We start from the raw sequence: 21,536 nt of genomic DNA, 5'->3' as shown, positions 1-21,536 counted from the left end.
GGCGTCCGCCACTGTGAAGCCTGAAAAACCGTGAAAGTCAGCTGAAAGGTTAACGAAAGGTTAGCCCGTTACAGTCCAGCCACGGACAGTTTCGACTGCCGTCGCTGCTGCCACACAGCGATACGAAAAACGCCTCGAAGCGTTTTCGACAAATAAAAACAATAAACGGAGTCATTCATCCATGCAGTCCTTGCAGACCCAGGCTATCGCGCCTGCCCGCCTCTCCCGTTTCAGCCACACTGCGCTTGCCAGCGCTGCCGCCCTGGCCGGTTTTTCACCGTTGAGCCAGGCCGCCTTCATCGAAGACAGCTCGGCCACGTTCGAAACCCGCAACATGTACTTCAACCGCGACTTTCGCGACGGTACCAGCGCCCAACAATCCAAGCGTGACGAGTGGGCCCAGGGTTTCATGCTCAATCTGAAATCCGGTTACACCGACGGCACCGTGGGGTTCGGTGTCGACGCACTGGGCATGATGGGGGTCAAGCTCGACTCAAGCCCGGACCGGACGGGGACCGGCCTGTTGCCGACCGACGATGGGCGCGCCGTCAACGAATACTCCAAGCTCGGCCTGACCGGAAAAATGAAGATCTCCGCCAGCGAGCTGAAAGTCGGCACCTTGATTCCGGAACTGCCCATCCTCAAGCCCAACGACGGGCGCATCCTGCCGCAGACCTTCGAGGGCGGCATGCTGACCTCCAGGGAAATCAAGAACCTGACCTTCACCGGCGGGCGCCTGGACAAGGCCAAGGATCGCGACAGCACCGACTTCGAGGACATTGCCCTCAACAACAAGAACAGCCGCTTCGCCGGAACGGTGGCCGGCAAACACTTCGATTTTGGCGGCGTGGACTACAAGTTCACCGACAAGATCACCGGCAGCTACCACTTCGCCCAACTCGATGACGTCTACAACCAGCACTTTCTCGGACTGGTCGCTTCCAAGCCGTTCGGCCCCGGCACCTTTGCCAGCGACCTGCGGTTTGCCATCAGTGACGACCAGGGCCAGGCCCGTGGCGGCAAGATCGACAACAAGTCCCTCAACGGACTGGTGAGCTACGCCTTGAGCGGGCACAAATTCAGCGCCGGCTACCAGCACATGTCCGGCGACAGCGCGTTCCCCTATGTAGATGGCAGCGACCCGTACCTGGTGAACTTCGTGCAGATCAACGACTTTGCCGGCGCCGAAGAGCGCTCCTGGCAGGCGCGTTATGACTTTGACTTTGTCACCCTCGGCATCCCTGGCCTGAGCTTCATGAGCCGTTACGTGAGCGGTGACAACATCAAGCTCAAGAACGGTGACGAAGGCAAGGAATGGGAACGCAACAGCGAGATTAAATATGTTGTACAAAGCGGCGCACTCAAGGATGTCGCCGTCCGCCTGCGCAATGCCACCTACCGTTCCAACTACTCCGCTCGCGATGCCGATGAAGTGCGTCTGCTGGTGAGCTATAGCGTTGCCCTTTGGTAATTCAGTAAGTCCATAACAACAACTCCCAAGGAGACTTGAATGAACCTGTCAATGCGTAAAATCGCCCTCGCCGCCAGCGTCCTGCTGTTCACCGGCCAGGCACTCGCCGAGCCCAAACGCCCCGAATGCATCGCCCCGGCCTCGCCAGGGGGTGGTTTCGACCTGACCTGCAAACTGGCGCAAAGCGCGCTGGTCAACGAAAAATTGCTGACCAAACCGATGCGCGTGACCTACATGCCCGGCGGCGTCGGCGCAGTGGCGTACAACGCGGTCGTCGCCCAGCGTCCGGCCGATGCCGGCACCCTGGTGGCCTGGTCCAGCGGTTCGCTGTTGAACCTGGCGCAAGGCAAGTTCGGGCGTTTCGATGAAACCAACGTGCGCTGGCTCGCCGCCGTGGGTACCAGCTATGGCGCCATCGCGGTGAAAAGCGATTCGCCCTACAAGACCCTGGACGATCTGGTGCAGGCGTTGAAGAAAGATCCGAGCAAAGTCGTGATCGGTTCCGGCGGCACCGTTGGCAGCCAGGACTGGATGCAGACCGCACTGATCGCAAAGGCCGCCGGCATCAATCCGCGTGACCTGCGTTACGTCGCCCTCGAAGGAGGCGGTGAAATCGCGACCGCCCTGCTCGGCGGCCACATCCAGGTCGGCAGCACCGACATTTCCGACTCCATGCCGCACATCCAGAGCGGCGATATGCGCTTGCTGGCGGTGTTCGCCGACAAGCGTCTCGACGAGCCGGAAATGAAAGACATCCCGACCGCCAGGGAACAAGGCTACGACATCGTCTGGCCGGTGGTTCGCGGTTTCTACCTCGGGCCGAAAGTCAGCGATGAAGATTACGCCTGGTGGAAAGCGGCCTTTGACAAGCTGCTGGCGTCCGAAGAGTTCGCCAAGTTGCGCGATCAACGTGAACTGTTCCCGTTCGCCATGACCGGCCCCGAGCTGGACACCTACGTGAAGAAACAGGTGGCGGACTACAAGGTGCTGGCCAAAGAGTTCGGCCTGATTCAGTGATCGTCTCTGTCTAGCTAGCGGCTGCGGCTCCGGTTTGCGGGGCCGCGGCACAGGAGTTCCCCATGCTCTTACAACGCATTTTTGCATCGGTGCTGTTGCTGGCCTGTGTTGGCCTGGCGCTGATGGCGTGGCCGTATCAAGCGGCTTTTTCCTACGAACCGGTGGGTCCTCGGGCCTTTCCACTGCTGATGCTTGGCCTGATGAGTGCGGCGCTGCTGTACATGGTTTTTCGCCCGGCACCGATCAAGCACAGCGCTGACGAGCCGCCACTGGACCGCGCGACCCTGAACAAAATCGGCCTCTGCGTGGTGCTGTTGCTGGTGTTCGCCGGTGCCTTCGAACCCCTCGGCTTCATCATCGCCAGCATCCTCACCGGCGTGCCGATGGCGCGCCTGTATGGCGGCCGCTGGCTGCCCAGTGTCGTGATCATCAGCCTGATGGCCGTCGGCCTCTACCTGCTGTTCGACAAGTTGATGGACGTGCCGCTGCCCCTTGGCGTGCTCGACGTTCTGGAGAACTGAAATGGATACTCTTGGCTATTTGGGTCAGGGTTTTGGCGTTGCGCTGAGCCCGTACAACCTGGTGACCGCCCTCTGCGGCACCCTGATCGGCACGGTCGTGGGACTGTTGCCAGGCCTGGGGCCGATCAACGGCGTGGCACTGCTGATCCCGATCGCATTCGCCCTCGGCCTGCCACCGGAGTCGGCACTGATCCTGTTGGCGGCGGTGTACCTGGGCTGCGAATACGGCGGCCGGATCAGCTCGATCCTGCTGAACATCCCTGGCGAAGCCTCCACCGTGATGACCACCCTCGACGGCTATCCGATGGCCCGCAAAGGCCTGGCCGGTGTGGCCTTGTCGCTCTCGGCGTGGAGCTCGTTCATCGGTGCCTTCATCGCCACCTGCGGCATGGTGCTGTTCGCCCCGCTGCTGGCGAAATGGGCAATTGCCTTCGGACCGGCGGAATATTTCGTACTGATGGTGTTCGCGATTGTCTGTCTCGGCGGCATGGCCGGTGATCGTCCGCTCAAGACCTTCATCGCGGCGCTGATCGGCCTGTTCCTGTCGACCGTCGGCATCGACGCCAATAGCGGCGTGTACCGTTTCACCGGCGATAACATCCACCTGACCGACGGCATTCAATTCGTGGTGCTGGTGCTGGGCCTGTTCTCCATCAGCGAAATCCTCCTGCTGCTGGAAAAGACCCACCACGGTCAGGAAGCGGTGAAAGCCACTGGGCGGATGATGTTCAACTTCAAGGAAGCGGCATCGGTGTTCGTGGTGAACATTCGTTGCGGCGTACTCGGTTTCATCATGGGTGTATTGCCAGGTGCCGGTGCGACCCTGGCCAGTGCCGTGGCCTACATGACCGAGAAACGCATCGCGGGCGCCAAGGGTACGTTCGGCCAAGGCGATATGCGCGGCCTGGCCGCACCGGAAACCGCCATTGGCGGCGCGGCCTGCGGTGCGCTGGTGCCGATGCTGACCCTCGGTGTACCCGGCTCGGGCACCACGGCAGTGATGATCGGCGCACTCTCGCTGTACAACATCACGCCGGGGCCGCTGTTGTTCCAACAGCAACCCGACATCGTCTGGGGCCTGATTGCCTCGTTGTTCATCGCCAACGTCATGCTGGTCATCCTCAATATCCCGATGATCCGTATTTTCACGCGCATCCTCGCCGTGCCGAACTGGGCACTGGTACCGGTGATCGCCATCATTACCGGGATCGGCGTCTACGCGGTGCACGCGACCACCTTCGACCTGTTCCTGATGATCGGCATCGGCATCTTCGGCTACATCCTGCGCAAACTGGATTTCCCGTTGTCGCCCCTGCTGCTGGGCTTCATCCTCGGTGGCTTGATGGAGCAGAACCTGCGTCGTGCCCTGTCGATTTCCAACGGAGCGCTGGAAATCCTCTGGTCGAGCCCAATCACTTTCGGTTGCTGGGTCCTGACGGCGATCATGCTGTTGATGCCGATCATCCGTATCTGGCGTAAACGTTCGGCCGCGCAACGCGCCATCGCCGATGTCTGATCGGTTGCCCCTCAAAAACGGGTGGGGTACACCGCTGGTCGGCCTGCTGGGCGGTTACCTCGCCAGCCAGGTCGGCTGGCCGCTGCCATGGATGGTCGGCTCGTTGCTGGCGATCATCCTGGTGCGCTGCCTGACCTCCTGGCAATTGGCGGAAATCCCTGGCGGCCGCAAGTGCGGCCAGTGGATCGTCGGTATCGGCATCGGCCTGCACTTCACCCCGGTGGTGATGGAGCAGGTGCTCAGTCATTTCGGGCTGATCTTCTTTGGCGCATTGGTCACCAGCCTGTCCGCGGTGGTCGGGGTCTGGTTGATGCGGCGCACCGGTGAAGATCGAGCCACCGCATTCTTCTCCAGCATGCCCGGTGGCTCCGGGGAGATGGTCAACCTCGGCGCCCGCAATGGCGCGGTACTCAGCCGCGTTGCCGCCGGACAAAGCCTGCGGGTACTGGTCGTCGTGCTTTGTGTGCCGGCGGCGTTCAAGTATTTGTTGGGCGACGGCGCACCGGTCTCCCACGCCACCGCCGTGGACTGGCGCTGGCTGGCCCTGCTGTTCCCGGCCGGCGCGTTGGCGGCGTGGCTCTGGGAACGCCTGCGTCAACCCAACCCGTGGCTATTCGGCCCATTATTGGTGAGTGCGGCAGTGAGCATTGGTTGGGATTTGCACATCGGCCTGCCCCAGGGCGGCAGTCAGATCGGTCAGTGGCTGATCGGCAGCGGCCTGGGTTGTCACTTCAATCGGGAGTTTTTCCGACGCGCGCCATCGTTCATGGGCCGCACCCTGATCGGCACGGTGCTGACCATGCTGATCGCCACGGCGGCGGCATTGGGCTTGAGCGCGCTGACCCGTCTGGATCTGCGTTCATTGACCCTGGGCATGATGCCTGGCGGGATTGCCGAGATGAGCCTGACGGCGGAAACCCTGCAACTGTCGGTGCCACTGGTGACGGCGATGCAGGTGATGCGGCTGTTGTTTGTGCTGTTTCTGGCGGAGCCGCTGTTCCAGTATTGGAACCGCAAGCCCGAGTGATACCGAGTCACTGTGGCGAGGAAGCTTGCTCCCTCGCCCAAAATGCCCTCAGCCTTCCTGAACCGGCGGCAGACGCCATTCGATCGGCGTCTCGCCGTTCTGTTCCAGGAACTTGTTGGTCCGACTGAAGTGCCCGCACCCGAGGAAGCCACGATAAGCCGACAACGGTGACGGGTGTACCGACGTCAGGACCAGATGCTTGGTCGCATCGATCAGCTTCTGCTTGCTCTGGGCATGGGCGCCCCACAGCATGAACACCAGATGCGGCTGCTGCTGGCTGACGACTTCAATGATCCGGTCGGTGAAAAACTGCCAGCCCTTGTCCTTGTGCGCATTGGCATTGGCGCGCTCGACCGTCATGGTGGTGTTGAGCATCAACACGCCCTGATCGGCCCAGCTCTGCAGATAGCCGTGGTTGGGAATGTCGATGTTCAGGTCACGCTTCAACTCTTTATAGATGTTCACCAGCGATGGCGGCGCCGGGACACCCGGTTGCACCGAAAAGCACAAACCGTGCGCCTGGCCCGGACCGTGGTAGGGGTCCTGGCCGAGGATGACGACCTTGACCTTGTCCAACGGCGTCGAGTTGAGCGCGTTGAAAATCATCGGGCCCGGTGGATAGATTTCCTTGCCGGCCGCCCGCTCCTCTTGCAGGAATTTTCGCAACTCCGCCATGTAGGGCTGGTCGAACTCAGCACGCAGCGCCTCCTTCCAGCTCGGTTCGAGTTTGATACGGTCGTCAGCAGTCATGGTCATATCCGGTAAAAACAATGGGGCGAACCCTAAGAAGGCCCACCACGCTTGTCAATTGATCTGACGCAGATCCGGCACTTTCCCACACAACGATCATACTTAACCCTCAAATTCCCGATCGAGGTCACGATGAATCTGCACTTCGAAGAACTCACCGGCACCGACGGCGCGCGCATCGGTATCGCCAGCCTGGATGCCGAAAAGTCGCTGAACGCCCTGTCCTTGCCGATGATCAAGGCCTTGCGCGTTCAACTGGACGCCTGGGCCAACGAGCCGCAAATCGTCTGCGTATTGTTGCGCGGTAACGGCGCCAAGGCTTTTTGCGCCGGCGGCGAAGTGCGCAGCCTGGTCGAAGCCTGTCGCGCCCATCCCGGCGAAGTGCCACCCCTGGCCGCGCAGTTCTTTGCCGCGGAGTATCGCCTGGACTTCAGCCTGCACACTTACCCCAAACCCTTGATCTGCTGGGGCCATGGCTATGTGCTTGGCGGTGGCATGGGCCTGCTGCAAGGGGCGAGCATTCGCATTGTCACGCCAAGCAGTCGCCTGGCGATGCCGGAGATCAGTATTGGCCTGTACCCGGATGTCGGAGCCAGTTGGTTCCTGTCACGCCTGCCCGGCAAGCTCGGCTTGTTCCTTGGCCTGACCGGCGCCCACATGAACGCGCGTGATGCGATCGATCTGGACCTGGCCGACCGTTTCCTGCTCGATGAACAGCAAGAGGCACTGATCGAAGGCTTGTTGCAATTGAACTGGCAGGAACAGACGCCGAGGCAGCTCAACAGCCTGCTCAAGGCCTTGCAGCAGCAAGCCGTTGCCAAGATGCCCGAAGCCCAATGGTTGCCGCGGCGCCAGCGTATCGATGAGCTGTTGGATGTCAGTGATGTGGGGTGCGCCTGGAAGGCCATCAGCACGCTGCGCGATCACTCGGATCTGCTGCTCAGCCGCGCGGCGCGGACCCTGAGCGAAGGTTCGCCGCTGACCGCGCACCTGGTATGGGAACAAATCATCCGTGCGCGGCATATGTCACTGGCTCAAGTCTTCCAGATGGAATACACCCTGAGCCTCAATTGCTGTCGCCATCCGGAGTTCAGCGAAGGCGTGCGTGCACGGTTGATCGACAAGGATCAAAAGCCTCACTGGCACTGGCCCGATATCAACAACGTACCGAAGGCCGTGGTGGAGGCGCATTTCCACAAGGTTTGGGAGGGTCGCCATCCACTGGCGGATCTGTCGGAGTATTAAATAAAACTGTAGGAGCGAACCTGCTCGCGATGCTGGGTCAGTTACCGCTGTGGTGACTGATCCTCCATCGCGAGCAGGCTCGCTCCTACAGGGATTTTTGCTTAAGCCGGATTAACGGTGGTCACCCCGGCCGTCGTGATTGCCCCGACCGTTATGGTCGCCTCGGTCGTCGTGATTGTGGTTGCGGCCGCCACCACGGTGGTCATTGTCCCAATTGCCGCGGTTACGGCCGTCCCAGCCGCGATTCTGATACGCCCGGTAGTCGGCCCGCGACGGCTGGTAGTAACGCGGAGCCGGTTGATAGATCCGCGGTTGCGAGTAATAGCGCGGGGTTGGCTGGTAGTACCGCGCAGGCGGGGCGTAATACCGTGCCGGTGGCGAATAGTAACCACCGCCATTGGAATAATAGGAACTGCCGCCGGCGTAATAGGTCGGTGCTGGCGAGCTATAGACCTCGGAACTGTAGTAACCGGCTCCTCCATCGGGATAAGCCACGCATCCACCCACGGACAATCCCAACACTGCAATCAGTAGAATTCGGCGCAGCTTTTTTTGATAGAGCATGGCGGCCTCCTGGACCGCGGGTGAGCCACACCAGCGACGCTGGCAGGCGACAGTCGATGATTCGGTGACTGTCGAAACATCTGACATCAAATTCCGGATCTGGTGCGATCTAGTAACAACTTGAAACATCTCGCCGGTGAAAGGTTTTTCATCTATTCAGCCGCTGATTAATGGTGACCTGCGTGGTATCCGCCGCGGTAATAACGCGCCCCATGCCCGCCCCAATAGTAATAGCGATAGCCACCATAGAAACGTGGACCGGCGTAGTAGTAACCGGGGCCGTAGTAGTAGGAATAAGGCGCGTAGCCAGGATAGTAATAAGGCGCGGGATACACATCGTAGGGGCCGGCGTAGTAATAACAGCCGCAAAGCCCCAGACCGAGCACAACGACCAGCAACACACGACGAAACATGGCGGCCTCCTGAAAGACCCGCCGTCGGGACCAACCGACTGACACCTGTTTTGACTCGCAATCCGCGTCCGAGTGCAGTGCCCTGCCGGCCTTCGGATCAGTGGCCGGCACGTCCCATTGCGGTGCGCGCACGCACCATCACAAGGCAGCCCTTCCCACTGCCGGCCCACGCACCTCACGCCTGAGCCGCATTCCAGAGCGCTTCAAGCGACTTGGCACGGCTCTCGCTTTAACAACAGCGTGCAGGAGTCACTACAGGTTCGCGGCACCACAATTTGCAATGGCTAACTAGGGTTCCGGCTCGCAATCGCGAGTGACTGGTCCGAGAGTTGGCGACCTCCAGTTGAGGTTACACGGCGGGACAAAAGCCCGGGAGACAAGCCACCGTTCGCGGTGCCGCTGCCTTCCTGTCCGTCCTTGACCAACTGGAGAACCACCATGTCCCAGCTTCGTTTACCCGCCTTGCTCGCCGCCGCCTTCGCCGCCCTCGTGAGCCTCTCTTCCCAAGCCGCGCAGAAAGACCACTTTAGCGTCTGCTGGACCATCTATGCCGGCTGGATGCCCTGGGAATACGCCGGCAGCCAAGGCATCGTCGACAAATGGGCGAAGAAGTACGGCATCAAGATCGATGTGGTCCAGCTCAATGACTATGTCGAATCGATCAACCAATACACCGCCGGCCAGTTCGACGGTTGCACCATGACCAACATGGATGCGCTGACCATCCCCGCCGCCGGTGGCGTCGACAGCACCGCGCTGATCGTCAGCGACTTCTCCAACGGCAATGACGGCATCGTGCTCAAGGGCGAAGGCAAGAAAGTCGCCGACCTCAAGGGCATGGACGTCAACCTCGTCGAACTGTCGGTGTCCCATTACCTGCTGGCCCGTGCCCTGGATTCGGTGGACCTCACCGAGAAAGACCTGAAAGTGGTCAACACCTCCGACGCCGATATCTCGGCGGCCTTCAACACCGATCAGGTCAACGCCGTGACCACCTGGAACCCGATGCTCTCGGACATCAAGGCCAAGCCTGCGGTGACCGAAGTGTTCAACTCCAGCCAGATCCCCGGCGAAATCATGGACATGATGGTGGTCAACTCCCAGACCCTCAAAGACAACCCGGCCCTGGGCAAAGCCCTGACCGGCGCCTGGTTCGAAGTCGTCGAACTGATGAACGCGAAAAACGCCGCGAGCAAAAGCGCGCTGGAGCACATGGCCAAAGCCTCGGGCACTGACCTGGCCGGTTTCCAGGCTCAGCTGGACACCACCAAGTTGTTCGCCACGCCTCAAGAAGCCCTGGCGTTCAGCACCAGCAAGCAATTGCCGGAAACCATGCGCAGGGTCGCCGAGTTTTCGTTTCAGCACGGCTTGCTGGGTGAAGGCGCCAAGGACACCAGCGCGGTCGGCATGGCCTTCGCCAACGGCGTGACCAGCGGCGACAAGGGCAACCTCAAGCTGCGCTTCGATCCGAGTTACGTGCAGATGGCCGCCGACGCCAAGCTGTAAGAAGAGGACTTGGCCATGCGCCTGATCAATCGTCACCCGGACAGCCCGAGCCGCCTGTTGTTGGTGATCCTGCCGTTCGCCCTGGTGCTGTTCGCCTATTTCATGGGCTCGGCCGAACGGCTGACGGACAACCCCAACGACAAGTTGCTGCCCAGCGCCGTGCAGATGACCGATGCGGTCAAACGCCTGGCCTTCGTCGCCGACAGCCGCACCGGTGAATACGTACTGTGGCAGGACACCGCCTCCAGCCTGCGCCGCCTGGCCATCGGCCTGGGCATCAGCGCGCTGGCCGGGCTGTGCCTGGGCATGGCCGCTGGCACCCTGCCGCTGTTCGGCGCGCCGCTGTCGCCAATGCTGACGGTGCTGTCGATGGTGCCGCCACTGGCGATCCTGCCGATCCTGTTCATCGTCTTCGGCCTAGGGGAATTGTCGAAGGTGATGCTGATCGTGATCGGCATCACCCCTGCCCTGGCCCGAGACCTGGAGCAGCGCGCCCGGGACATTCCCGTGGAGTTGCTGATCAAGGCCCAGACCCTCGGCGCCTCGACCTGGACCCTGATGCTGCGAGTGGTGCTGCCGCAGTTGCTGCCGCGCCTGTTGATCTCGCTGCGGCTGATGCTCGGTTCTGCGTGGCTGTTCCTGATTGCCGCCGAAGCCATCGCCTCCACCGACGGCCTCGGCTACCGGATCTTCCTGGTGCGCCGCTACCTGGCCATGGACGTGATTCTGCCCTACGTGGTGTGGATCACCCTGCTCGCCTGGCTGATGGATTGGGGGCTCAAATACCTGACCCGTCGCGCGTTTCCCTGGTATGAGGGGGCGGCCAAATGAGCTTCATCACAGTGAAAAACGTCTGGCAGCAATACGCCGATCAGGTGGTGCTCGAAGGCCTGAACCTGAACATCAATGAGGGTGAGTTCTGCACCCTGGTCGGCGCGTCCGGTTGCGGCAAGTCAACCTTCCTGCGCCTGTTGCTGGGCCAGGAGCGCGCCAGTCGCGGCGAGATCCTGCTCGACGGCCAGCCGCTGGCCGGTGAACCGGACGCCAGTCGTGGCGTGGTGTTTCAGCGCTATTCGGTGTTCCCGCACCTGAGCGTACTGGACAACGTCGCCCTCGGCCTGGAACTGCCGCGCTCGCCGCTGTTTGGGCGTTTGTTCGGCAGCGCCAAAAAAGAGGCCCGTGAACAGGCTTCGGTGCTGCTGCACAAAGTCGGCCTCGGGCACTCGCTGGACAAGTACCCGGCGCAGCTTTCCGGTGGCATGCAGCAACGCTTGGCCATCGCTCAGGCGTTGGTCATGAAGCCGCGTGTGTTGCTGCTCGATGAGCCCTTCGGCGCCCTCGATCCGGGTATCCGCAAAGACATGCACGCCTTGTTGCTGGAGCTGTGGCGCGAAACCCGACTGACAGTGTTCATGGTCACCCATGACCTGTCCGAAGGCTTCAGCCTCGGCACGCGCCTGCTGGTGTTCGACAAGGTCCGCGTCGACCCGCACGCCCCCGGTGCCTATGGCGCGCGCATCACCTACGACATCCCTTTGAACAGCGACCGCCGCGCCCAACGTGCCGCCGTCGACGCCCTGCCGATGCCACTGGCAGGCACGCTTCGTATCGCTTAGAGGAACTCTGAAAATGACTGATTCGACTCAACTGTTCCCGCCCTTCGCCGAAGAAATGCTCCCCGGCGGCGGCCATCGCTCCTTCGTCCTGAAACGCGGCCAACTGCTGCGCCTGACCGACCTGCGCGGCGGCGCCAACGTCAGCCTGACATTGCTCAACGCCAATGAAAAAACCGAACGCCTGAACTTGCCCGACAGCCTCAAATGCCAGCACACCGCCAAGCTCACCACAGGCCATTGCCTGTACTCGGACATGGGCCGCGTATTGGCCGCCATCACCGCCGACACCTGCGGCTGGAGCGACAGCCTCGGCGGCGTACTGTGCGCTGAAGAAGTCGCGGAAAAATATGGCGCCGGCCGCTATCAGGAACTGCGCAACGGCTTCTTCCGCAACGGCACCGACAACCTGCTGGTGGAACTGGGCAAGTGGGGGCTGGGCCTGTCGGACTTGCTGATGACCCTCAATCTGTTCAGCCGGGTGAACGTCGACGATGCCGGGCGTTTCCACTTCGTCGAAGGCCATTCGAAGGCCGGCGATTACATCGAGCTGTACGCGCCGATGGACACCCTGGTGGTGCTCACCGCCCTGCAACACCCGATGGACCCGTCGCCGGACTATGCACCCAAACCGCTGAAGCTCAGCTGGATGAACGCCGACGCCAGCGTCGCCGAACACTGCCGCACCTCGCGCCCGGAAAACGAGCGCGGCTTCATCAACACCGACCGTCTGTTCGCCTGAGGATCGCTGCCATGTCACTCGCTATCGCCACCGCCGCTACCACCAACCGGCAGCCAGAAACCGCGATCTACCGCGCCACCATCCCCGCCGGCGAACCCTGGCTGATGGAGGTCAAGGCTGGCCAGACCCTGCGCATCCTTGACCTGGAAGGCAACCAGGCTGTCGACACCCTGTTCTACAGCGTCGCCAACCCGAAAGAACGCTACGACGTGCAACGCACCTTGCGTCGGCAGAACAGCGTCTACCTGAGCACCGGCAGCGTGCTGTATTCCAACCTCGGCAAGCCGATGCTGACCCTCGTCGCCGACACCTGCGGCCGTCACGACACCCTCGGCGGCGCCTGCGCACAAGAGAGCAACACCGTGCGTTACGCCCTGGAAAAACGCTACATGCACAGCTGCCGCGACAACTACCTGCGCGCCTGCGTGCACGACGGGCGCCTGGGCAAGGGCGACATCGGGCCGAACATCAACTTCTTCATGAACGTGCCGGTCACCGCTGACGGCGGCCTGACCTTCGAGGACGGGATTTCCGCGCCCGGCAAATACGTCGACCTGCGCGCCGAGATGGACGTGATCGTGCTGATCTCCAACTGCCCGCAACTGAACAACCCGTGCAACGCCTACAACCCGACGCCTGCGGAGCTACTGGTATGGAACTGAAACTCAACCGTTTGCGCCGCTGGTTGTTTGCCCTGTCCCAGGCCCGTTCGGGGCAGTGCACCAAACCTAAAGAACACCACCAGCCACTGTAGGAGCGAGCCTGCTCGCGAAAAACCAGAGGCCACCGCTGGGCATCTGGTGCTACGCGTCATCGTTCACGTCCATCGCGAGCAGGCTCGCTCCTACAGGGGTGAGCGTTGAAGAAAAAAAGATTTTTCCGTCGGGGACGACCCCGGCGCTCATCGAAAACTGCGGGACGGCCCGCATCCCCTTCAGGGGTTATGCCATGTTCGAAAAAGTCCTGATTGCCAACCGTGGCGCCATTGCCTGCCGCATCCTGCGTACCTTGCGCGACCTGCAAGTCCAGGGCGTTGCCGTTTACTCCGAAGCCGATGCCGCCAGCCTGCACATCCTGCACGCCGATGAAGCCCACAGCCTCGGTGAAGGCGCGGCCTCCGGCACTTATCTGGCGGTCGACAAAATCCTCGCCATCGCCAAGGTCACTGGCGCCACGGCGATTCATCCCGGCTACGGATTTCTGTCGGAAAACGCCGCGTTCGCCGAAGCCTGCGAAAGCGCCGGCATTGCGTTTATCGGCCCGACGCCAGAGCAGCTGCGCGTGTTTGGCCTCAAACACACCGCCCGCGCCCTGGCCAAACAACACGGTGTGCCGATGCTCGAAGGCACCGAGTTGCTCGACAGCCTCGACGCGGCCCTGATCGCTGGCGAGCAGGTCGGCTACCCGGTCATGCTCAAAAGCACCGCCGGCGGTGGCGGCATCGGCATGCGCGTGTGCCGCAGCGCGGCCGAGTTGAGCGAATCCTTCGAGGCCGTGAAGCGCCTCGGCCAGAACAACTTCAGCGATGCTGGCGTGTTCATCGAGAAGTACATTCAGCGCGCCCGGCACCTGGAAGTGCAGGTGTTCGGCGATGGCCGTGGCGAGGTGATTGCCCTCGGTGTGCGCGATTGTTCGGTGCAACGGCGCAACCAGAAAGTCCTCGAAGAAACCCCGGCGCCGAACCTGCCCGACGGCATGGCCGATGAGCTCTGCGCAGCGGCGATCAAACTGGCCAAAGCGGTGAATTACCGCAGCGCCGGCACCGTCGAGTTTGTGTTCGACAGCGATGCCCAGCGCTTCTATTTCCTGGAAGTGAACACCCGCCTGCAGGTGGAGCACGGTGTTACCGAACAGGTGTGGGGTGTGGACCTGGTGCGCTGGATGGTGCAACTGGCGTCCGGTGATTTGCCGCCACTGCACGCCTTGCGTCAGGGATTAAGGCCGGAAGGTCATGCGATTCAGGCGCGCTTGTATGCGGAAGATCCGGGCCGGGATTTTCAACCCAGTCCAGGCTTGCTGACAGCTGTGAATTTTCCCGCCGCCAACGGCATCCAACTGCGCATCGACACCTGGGTCGAGGCCGGTTGCGAGATCCCGCCGTACTTCGACCCGATGATCGCCAAGGTCATCAGCTGGGCACCGACACGCGAACAGGCCCGCGCCGATCTGCATCAAGCCTTGGGCGACAGCCTGCTCTACGGCGTGGAGACCAACCGCGATTACCTGCGGCAGATTCTGCTCGATGCGCCCTTCGCCAGCGGCCAGCCATGGACCCGCTGCCTGGAAGGCCTGGTGTATCAGGCCAACACCTTCGAAGTGCTGAGCGCCGGTACCCAGACCAGCGTTCAGGACTATCCGGGGCGCCTCGGCTATTGGGCAGTCGGCGTACCGCCGTCGGGGCCGATGGACAGTCGCGCGCTGCGCCTGGGCAACCGTCTGCTCGGTAACGATGAGGGGGCGGCAGCGCTGGAAATCACCATGAGCGGGCCATTGTTGCGCTTCAATTGCGACGCGGTGGTGGCAGTGACCGGGGCAGAGATTCCCCTGACGCTGAACGGTGAATCGGTGCCAATGAATACGGCGCTCCTGGTTCCGGCCGGCGCGGCCTTGAGTCTCGGCACCATGGCCGGGGCCGGCGCGCGCAGCTACCTGTGCCTGCGTGGTGGCCTGCAAGTACCGGATTATCTGGGCAGCAAAAGCACCTTCACCCTCGGCCAGTTCGGCGGCCATGGCGGTCGCGCCTTGCGGGCGGGTGATGTGTTGCATGTACCGGCGTTGAATGACCGCAGCGTCGGTGCGCAACTGCCTGAAACTCAAGCCTGCGATTTGCCTGCCGTGCGGCAGATCCGGGTGATTTATGGCCCCCATGGCGCACCGGAATACTTCACCGAAAACTACATCGGCACCTTCTTCGCGACGCAGTGGGAAGTGCATTTCAACTCAAGCCGAACCGGCGTGCGACTGATCGGGCCGAAGCCCGAATGGGTGCGTGCCGACGGCGGTGAAGCCGGCCTGCATCCCTCCAACATCCATGACAATCCGTATGCCATCGGCGCCGTTGATTTCACTGGCGACATGCCGGTGATCCTCGGTCCGGACGGCCCGAGCCTGGGCGGGTTTGTCTGCCCGGTGACGGTGATCGAGGCGGATCTCTGGCAGCTGGGGCAGCTCAAGGCCGGGGATAAGGTGCAGTTTGTGCCGGTCGATATCAAAACTGCCCGCCACCTCGTGTTGAAATGGGATCAATGTGGGAGCGGGCTTGCCAGCGAAAGCGGTGTATCAGACACATCAATCCTGCCTGACAGGGCCCCATCGCTGGCAAGCCAGCTCCCACAGGGGGTTGTGTCGCCTGTGGTTTTGGACATTGGGCAGGACGATACGCGGTTGGTGGCGCGCCTGTCCGGTGATACTCACCTGCTGCTGGAAATCGGCGCGCCGGAACTGGACCTGGTCCTGCGTTTCCGCGCCCACGCCCTGATGCAGGCACTGGAAAGCAAACGCCTGCACGGCGTGATCGACCTGACACCGGGAATCCGCTCGCTGCAAGTGCACTACCAGCCCGAACAACTGCCGCTGGCCGATCTGCTCGGTATCGTCGCCGGCGAATGGGACGCCGTGTGCGCGGCCAAAGACCTGCAAGTGCCGTCGCGCATCGTCCATCTGCCACTGTCCTGGGACGACCCGGCGTGCCAGTTGGCGATCGAGAAATACATGACCACCGTGCGCAAGGACGCGCCCTGGTGCCCGAGCAACCTGGAGTTCATCCGGCGCATCAACGACCTGCCGAACCTCGATGAAGTGCAGCGCACGGTGTTCGATGCCAGCTATCTGGTGATGGGCCTGGGCGATGTGTACCTCGGCGCACCGGTCGCCACACCGCTCGATCCGCGCCATCGCCTGGTGACCACCAAGTACAACCCGGCCCGTACCTGGACCGCCGAGAACTCGGTGGGCATCGGTGGCGCCTACATGTGCGTGTATGGCATGGAAGGCCCCGGCGGATATCAGTTCGTCGGGCGCACGCTGCAGATGTGGAATCGCTACCGCGAAGTCGCCGCGTTCGACGGCAAACCGTGGTTGCTGAGATTCTTCGACCAGATCCGTTTCTACCCGGTGAGCGCCGATGAACTGCTGCGCATCCGTCGGGATTTTCCCCTCGGGCGTTTCGACCTGAACATCGAACACAGTCAGTTGAACCTCGCCGACTACCAGGCGTTTCTGGCCCGGGAAGCCGAAACCATCGCCGCGTTTCGCAGCCAACAACAGGGCGCTTTCAATGCCGAGCGCGAACGCTGGATCGCCAGCGGCCAGGCGCATTTCGACAGCGAAGAGCTGGTCGCGCAAACCACCGAAGACGCACCGCTGGCCAGCGGTCAGCAGAGCGTCGACAGCCACATCGCCGGCAACCTCTGGCAGGTCCAGGTGGACACCGGCACGCGGGTCGAGGCCGGTGATGTGCTGGTGATTCTAGAGTCGATGAAGATGGAAATCCCGCTGCTCGCGCCGATGGCCGGCGTTGTGCGGGAGATTCGCGTGCAGCCGGGTTCGGCGGTGCGTGCCGGACAACGCGTCGTGGTGCTGGAACTCGACTGAACCCATTTGAAAAGGACGAACGTCATGAACATCGATCTGCAACTCGACGCCCTGCGCAACGCTTACCGCGACGGCAGCACCACGCCCCGGCAATTGTTGCTGAGCCTGCGATGCAAAGCCGCGGCGCTGAACCCGGACTATCACCTGTTCATCCACGTGCTCAGTGTCGAAGAACTGGAACCCTACCTCGCCGCCCTCGACGGTCGCGACATCGACAGCCTGCCGCTGTACGGCGTGCCGTTCGCGATCAAGGACAACATCGATCTGGCGGGCATTGCGACCACGGCGGCCTGCCCGGCTTTCGCTTATGTGCCGCAGCGCTCGGCGACCATCGTCGAGCAACTGCTGGCGCTGGGCGCGGTGCCTCTGGGCAAGACCAACCTTGACCAGTTCGCCACCGGCCTCAATGGCAGTCGTTCGCCTTACGGCGCATGCCCGAACAGCGTGTTGCCGGAGTATCCGTCGGGTGGCTCCAGTGCCGGATCGTCGCTGGCCGTGGCGCTCGGTGTGGCGAGCTTTGCCTTGGGCACCGACACGGCGGGATCGGGGCGCGTGCCGGCGGCACTGAACAATCTGGTGGGGCTCAAAGCGACCAAGGGGCTGATCTCTACCGCTGGCGTGGTGCCCGCCTGCCGCACCCTCGATTGCGTGACCACTTTTACCGCCACCGCACGGGAAGCCAGCCAACTGCTGGCGCTCACTGCGCATCTCGACCCACGGGACGAGTACAGCCGCAGTAACCCGTTGTGGAATGACGGCTCGGCCTTCGGCGCGCTGCGTCCATTTCGTTTCGGTGTGCCGCGATCCCGGGACCTGGAGTTTTTCGGCTGTACGCAAGGGCCGCAGTTGTTCGCCGAGGCCATCGAGCAACTCGAGGCCCTGGGCGGTGAAGCCGTGGAGCTTGATCTGTCGCCCTTCCTCGAAGCCGCGCGCCTGCTTTACGAAGGCCCGTGGGTGGCCGAACGCTACAGCGTGGCCGGCGAACTGATGGAGCAGAATCCCGAGGCCGTGCTGCCGGTGATCCGCGCCGTTCTGGCCAAGGCTCCTGCGGTCAGCGGGGTGCAAACCTTCCTCGCCCAGTATCGGCTGCAAGCGTTGAAGGCCCTGTGCGACAAGGCATTGGAAGGTCTTGATTGCGTGCTCACACCGACCATCGGCCGCCCCGTCACGCGGGCGGAGCTTGAAGCCGAACCGGTGCTGCGCAACTCGGAACTCGGTTACTACACCAACTTCATGAACCTGCTCGATTACGCCGCCGTCGCCGCGCCCAGCGGTTTCATGAGCAATGGCCTGCCGTGGGGCGTGACGCTGTTCGGGCGGGCGTTCACCGACCAGTACCTGTTGAGCGTGGCGGCTGGCCTGCAGCGCCAGCAAGGTTCAACCGACCCGGCACCGACGACAGCGGCCCGGAACGACCGCGCGCGGCTGGTGGTCTGCGGGGCGCACCTCGATGGCCTGGCACTGAACTGGCAATTGAAGCGTCGTGGGGCCCGGCTGGTCGAAACCACCCAGAGTTCGCCTGATTATCAACTGTATGCACTGGCCGGCGGCCCGCCGTTTCGTCCAGGCATGGTTCGGGTGAACGAGGGCGGCGTGGCGATTGCCGTAGAAGTGTGGGAATTGCCGAGCAGTGAATTGGGCTCGTTCCTGACCGCCATTCCGGCGCCGCTGGGCCTGGGCAAAGTACAACTGGCGGATGGTCGCTGGGAGAGCGGATTTATCTGCGAGGCCTATGGGTTGGAGGGTGCGGTGGACATCAGTCATTTCGGCGGGTGGCGGGCCTATCTGAAAAGCCTCGTCTGACAGTGATCCTGTGGGAGCGAGCTTGCTCCCACAAGGTTCGGGCAAGATTTACGACCATTCGTGGCACACATGGAGCAGTTATTTCCCGGCAGTGCCATTAGAATGCGTGCCATCGGATTACTGCCAACGGAATGTGTCATGCCGCTTCGCTCGCCGCTGTATTCTCAACGCTCGTTGATTCTCACGCTGATCGCGTTGCTGGGCGCCGGCTTCCTGGCCACTTCGTTTCTCAGTTACCACGCTTCGCGAACGTCAATCCGCGACAGCATCGTCAACACTGAATTGCCACTGACTTCGGACACGGTCTACTCGGAAATCCAGAAAGACCTGGTCCGACCGATCCTGATTTCCTCGATGATGTCCCGCGACACCTTCATGCGCGACTGGGTGGTCAACGGCGAACGCGATCCCACGCCGATGACCCGCTACCTCAACGAGGTCATGACCCATTACGGCGCCTACACGGCGTTTTTCATCTCCGACGCCAGCCTGACCTACTACCACGCCAAGGGCGTACTGAAACAGGTCAAGGTGACCGAGCCCCGCGATGCCTGGTACTTTCGTGTGCGCGACATGAAGGATCCCTACGAGATCAACGTCGATCCCGACCTGGCCAACAAAGACAACCTGACCGTCTTCATCAACTACAAGGTCTACGACTACAACAACCGGTTCATCGGCGCGGCCGGTGTCGGCCTGACCGTCGATGCGGTGATCAAGCTGATCGACAAGTACCAGCAGCACTACCAGCGCAGCGTGTATTTCGTCGACACCTTCGGACGCGTGGTGCTGACCGGTGCAGAGGGTGGCCCACAAGGCGCCCGGGTCGGACAATCGCTGAGTGAAATAGACAGCATGAAGAACCTGGTCAGCCAGTTGCCCAAGCCCCACAGCGGCAGCTATGAGTACTCCGGCGCGGGCCAGGGGCATTTTCTCAATGTGCGGTTCATCCCGGAGCTGAACTGGTATTTGTTCGTCGACAAACTCGAAGACGGCGACCTCGGTGACATCCGTCGCTCGCTCTACCTCAACCTGCTGATCTGCCTGATCGTCACGCTGATCGTGCTCGCACTGCTCAACCGGGCACTCAAACGCTATCAGGACAAGATCCAGGCCCAGGCCACCCTCGACAGCCTGACCGAATTGCCCAACCGTCGCGGCTTCGACCTGCTGGCCGCACAAGCGATGCAGGAAGCCCAGCGAGAACCCAAACCGCTGACCGCGTTGCTGCTGGACCTGGACCACTTCAAGGTGTTGAACGACACCTACGGCCACCTGGCCGGTGATCAGGTGCTGATCGGCTTCGCACGGGACCTGGAGAGCTGCCTGCGCCAATCCGACATCGTCTGCCGCTGGGGCGGCGAAGAGTTTATCGTGCTGCTCAAGGACACCGACGGTGAGTCCGGTCTGATGATCGCTGAGAAAATCCGCCAGCATGTGGCACACCAGCGCTATGCCTACAACGGCAGTAGCCTGCATGTGACGGTCAGCATCGGCCTGACCACCCTGCGGGTCGACGACACCTTGCACACCCTGCTGTCGCGGGCCGATCATGCGATGTATCGGGCCAAACAATCCGGCCGCAACCGTACGTGCTCGGAAATGCCTCAATCCGTCTATGGCTAACGACTCATGAATCAGCCAGACCTCTGCCCGGCCTGCGGTGCGCCCAATGACTGCACCCTGGCCGACCCGCGAACCGCTGACCGGGCGTGCTGGTGCTATGGCGTCAGCATCGACCCGGCGATACTCCAGGCATTGCCGCTCGAGCTGCGCAACGCGTCCTGCCTGTGCCCGCGCTGCGCCGCCGTCGAGGCGCAGTTGCAAGCGGCGCCCCGGCCAATCGAGTAAGATGCGCGGCCCCTTTTTCGCCGATCCTTAGCCATGCGCGTCGACCGCTTCCTCAGCAATCTGCCTTGCTTCAACCGTCAGCAGGTGCGCCTGTTGCTGGTGGAAAAACGCGTGAGGATTGACGGAGAAATCACCCGCGACCCCCACGCCGAAGTCCGTGAATTCAGCCGCGTCGAGGTCGACGACCAAGTGCTGCAGGCCGGCAAACCGGTTCGCCACTTCATGCTGCACAAGCCCGCCGGTTGCGTCAGCGCCACCCGTGACCCGCAGCACCCGACCGTGCTCGACCTGATCCATGAGCCGGACAAGGATGACCTGCACATCGCCGGTCGATTGGATTTCAACACCACCGGCCTGATGCTGATCACCAACGACGGCAGTTGGTCGCGGCGCCTGACCCAACCGCAGACCAAACTGCCAAAGGTCTATTACGTCGAAACCGAACAGACCATCGGCCCCGAATACGCGCTCAAATTCAGCGAAGGCCTGTACTTCGCCTTCGAAGACCTCACCACCCAACCGGCCGGGCTGGAGCTGCTGGGGCCGAAATCCGCGCGCCTGAGCATCGTCGAGGGACGCTATCACCAGGTGAAGCGTATGTTCGGACACTTCGACAACAAAGTGCTGCGCCTGCATCGCGAACGCATGGGGCCTCTGGTGCTCGATGAAGTGCTGAAACCGGGCGAATATCGCCCGCTGAGCGACAAAGAGATCGAAATGATCTAAGCCGCCTACCGCTGAGCAGAAGTTGTCGAACAATTTACCAACGGCACTTGCGCGATCGCTTCTCCCCTGCTTGAATCAGGTCGTCAGCCGAAATGTGACTGACGAGTCACAACGTACTTCTAAGAAACTTTTTGCCGGTAGAGAACCTTCAGGTTCCGCTTCCCCCGGCAAACTGCCC

Annotated in this window: 19 protein-coding genes and 1 riboswitch; of the genes, 16 read left to right on the top strand and 3 right to left on the bottom strand. The window is 62.0% G+C overall.

Annotation, left to right across the window (positions count from 1 at the left end; genetic code table 11):
* The first annotated feature begins 181 nt into the window (after positions 1 to 181).
* The 5 genes from BLV61_RS23110 (at position 182) to BLV61_RS23090 (ending at position 5,552) form a co-directional block, all read left to right on the top strand.
* On the top strand, positions 182 to 1,471 hold the full coding sequence (locus tag BLV61_RS23110; RefSeq protein ID WP_090467642.1) for an OprD family porin: 1,290 nt from the start codon (positions 182 to 184) through the stop codon (positions 1,469 to 1,471).
* 39 nt (positions 1,472 to 1,510) lie between these two features.
* On the top strand, positions 1,511 to 2,488 hold the full coding sequence (locus BLV61_RS23105) for a Bug family tripartite tricarboxylate transporter substrate binding protein (RefSeq protein WP_047526751.1): 978 nt from the start codon (positions 1,511 to 1,513) through the stop codon (positions 2,486 to 2,488).
* Between the two features lie 62 nt (positions 2,489 to 2,550).
* Positions 2,551 to 3,009: a tripartite tricarboxylate transporter TctB family protein gene (locus BLV61_RS23100; protein ID WP_090467640.1), complete on the top strand. Its 459-nt coding sequence runs from the start codon at positions 2,551 to 2,553 to the stop codon at positions 3,007 to 3,009.
* A 1-nt stretch (position 3,010) separates the two neighbouring features.
* On the top strand, positions 3,011 to 4,525 hold the full coding sequence (locus tag BLV61_RS23095; protein ID WP_047526747.1) for a tripartite tricarboxylate transporter permease: 1,515 nt from the start codon (positions 3,011 to 3,013) through the stop codon (positions 4,523 to 4,525).
* The gene (locus BLV61_RS23090) at positions 4,518 to 5,552 is read left to right on the top strand and encodes an AbrB family transcriptional regulator (RefSeq protein WP_090467638.1); all 1,035 of its coding nucleotides are present in this window, start codon (positions 4,518 to 4,520) and stop codon (positions 5,550 to 5,552) included. Before BLV61_RS23095 ends, BLV61_RS23090 begins: the two co-directional genes overlap by 8 nt.
* Before the next feature lie 48 nt (positions 5,553 to 5,600).
* On the opposite strand, the gene ung is transcribed toward BLV61_RS23090, so the two are convergent.
* On the bottom strand, positions 5,601 to 6,302 hold the full coding sequence (gene ung / locus BLV61_RS23085) for a uracil-DNA glycosylase (protein ID WP_047526744.1): 702 nt from the start codon (positions 6,300 to 6,302) through the stop codon (positions 5,601 to 5,603).
* Between the two features lie 132 nt (positions 6,303 to 6,434).
* Here ung and BLV61_RS23080 point away from each other — a divergent pair, with 132 nt between their 5' ends.
* A complete protein-coding gene (locus BLV61_RS23080; protein ID WP_047526743.1) occupies positions 6,435 to 7,547 on the top strand; it encodes an enoyl-CoA hydratase/isomerase family protein in 1,113 nt (370 codons plus the stop codon).
* 111 nt (positions 7,548 to 7,658) lie between these two features.
* Here BLV61_RS23080 and BLV61_RS23075 read toward each other — a convergent pair whose 3' ends face one another.
* Both BLV61_RS23075 and BLV61_RS23070 read right to left on the bottom strand, forming a co-directional pair.
* On the bottom strand, positions 7,659 to 8,111 hold the full coding sequence (locus tag BLV61_RS23075; RefSeq protein WP_047526742.1) for a hypothetical protein: 453 nt from the start codon (positions 8,109 to 8,111) through the stop codon (positions 7,659 to 7,661).
* Positions 8,112 to 8,278: 167 nt separating this feature from the next.
* Positions 8,279 to 8,524 carry a hypothetical protein gene (locus tag BLV61_RS23070; RefSeq protein WP_090467636.1) on the bottom strand — a complete coding sequence of 82 codons (246 nt, stop codon included), beginning with the start codon at positions 8,522 to 8,524 and terminating at the stop codon, positions 8,279 to 8,281.
* A gap of 277 nt (positions 8,525 to 8,801) precedes the next feature.
* Positions 8,802 to 8,902, top strand: a riboswitch (guanidine-I (ykkC/yxkD leader).
* Positions 8,903 to 8,962: 60 nt separating this feature from the next.
* Between BLV61_RS23070 and BLV61_RS23065 the strand changes: the two genes are divergently transcribed.
* The 10 genes from BLV61_RS23065 (at position 8,963) to BLV61_RS23020 (ending at position 21,358) form a co-directional block, all read left to right on the top strand.
* Entirely contained in the window at positions 8,963 to 10,030 is a 1,068-nt protein-coding gene (locus tag BLV61_RS23065) for a putative urea ABC transporter substrate-binding protein (RefSeq protein WP_047526740.1), read from the top strand.
* Positions 10,031 to 10,045: 15 nt separating this feature from the next.
* Positions 10,046 to 10,861, top strand: coding sequence for an ABC transporter permease (locus BLV61_RS23060; protein ID WP_090467633.1), 816 nt, complete (start codon positions 10,046 to 10,048; stop codon positions 10,859 to 10,861).
* Complete coding sequence (locus BLV61_RS23055; protein WP_047526739.1) at positions 10,858 to 11,646, top strand: ABC transporter ATP-binding protein; 789 nt, start codon at positions 10,858 to 10,860, stop codon at positions 11,644 to 11,646. Before BLV61_RS23060 ends, BLV61_RS23055 begins: the two co-directional genes overlap by 4 nt.
* A 13-nt stretch (positions 11,647 to 11,659) precedes the next feature.
* The gene (locus tag BLV61_RS23050) at positions 11,660 to 12,385 is read left to right on the top strand and encodes an urea amidolyase associated protein UAAP1 (protein WP_090467632.1); all 726 of its coding nucleotides are present in this window, start codon (positions 11,660 to 11,662) and stop codon (positions 12,383 to 12,385) included.
* Between the two features lie 11 nt (positions 12,386 to 12,396).
* Positions 12,397 to 13,047, top strand: a complete 651-nt coding sequence (locus BLV61_RS23045; RefSeq protein WP_047526735.1) for an urea amidolyase associated protein UAAP2 — start codon at positions 12,397 to 12,399, stop codon at positions 13,045 to 13,047.
* Positions 13,048 to 13,333: 286 nt separating this feature from the next.
* Complete coding sequence (gene uca / locus BLV61_RS23040; RefSeq protein ID WP_090467630.1) at positions 13,334 to 16,978, top strand: urea carboxylase; 3,645 nt, start codon at positions 13,334 to 13,336, stop codon at positions 16,976 to 16,978.
* A 24-nt stretch (positions 16,979 to 17,002) separates the two neighbouring features.
* Entirely contained in the window at positions 17,003 to 18,781 is a 1,779-nt protein-coding gene (gene atzF / locus BLV61_RS23035; protein ID WP_090467628.1) for an allophanate hydrolase, read from the top strand.
* Positions 18,782 to 18,919: 138 nt separating this feature from the next.
* Positions 18,920 to 20,407, top strand: coding sequence for a sensor domain-containing diguanylate cyclase (locus tag BLV61_RS23030; RefSeq protein ID WP_090467627.1), 1,488 nt, complete (start codon positions 18,920 to 18,922; stop codon positions 20,405 to 20,407).
* Positions 20,408 to 20,413: 6 nt separating this feature from the next.
* On the top strand, positions 20,414 to 20,632 hold the full coding sequence (locus BLV61_RS23025) for a cysteine-rich CWC family protein (protein ID WP_047526728.1): 219 nt from the start codon (positions 20,414 to 20,416) through the stop codon (positions 20,630 to 20,632).
* Positions 20,633 to 20,665: 33 nt separating this feature from the next.
* Positions 20,666 to 21,358 carry a pseudouridine synthase gene (locus BLV61_RS23020; RefSeq protein ID WP_090467625.1) on the top strand — a complete coding sequence of 231 codons (693 nt, stop codon included), beginning with the start codon at positions 20,666 to 20,668 and terminating at the stop codon, positions 21,356 to 21,358.
* Positions 21,359 to 21,536: the final 178 nt, after the last annotated feature.

The organism is Pseudomonas mohnii (genome assembly GCF_900105115.1).
Taxonomy (GTDB): domain Bacteria; phylum Pseudomonadota; class Gammaproteobacteria; order Pseudomonadales; family Pseudomonadaceae; genus Aquipseudomonas; species Aquipseudomonas mohnii.
This window is presented reverse-complemented; position numbering and strand designations above follow the sequence as displayed.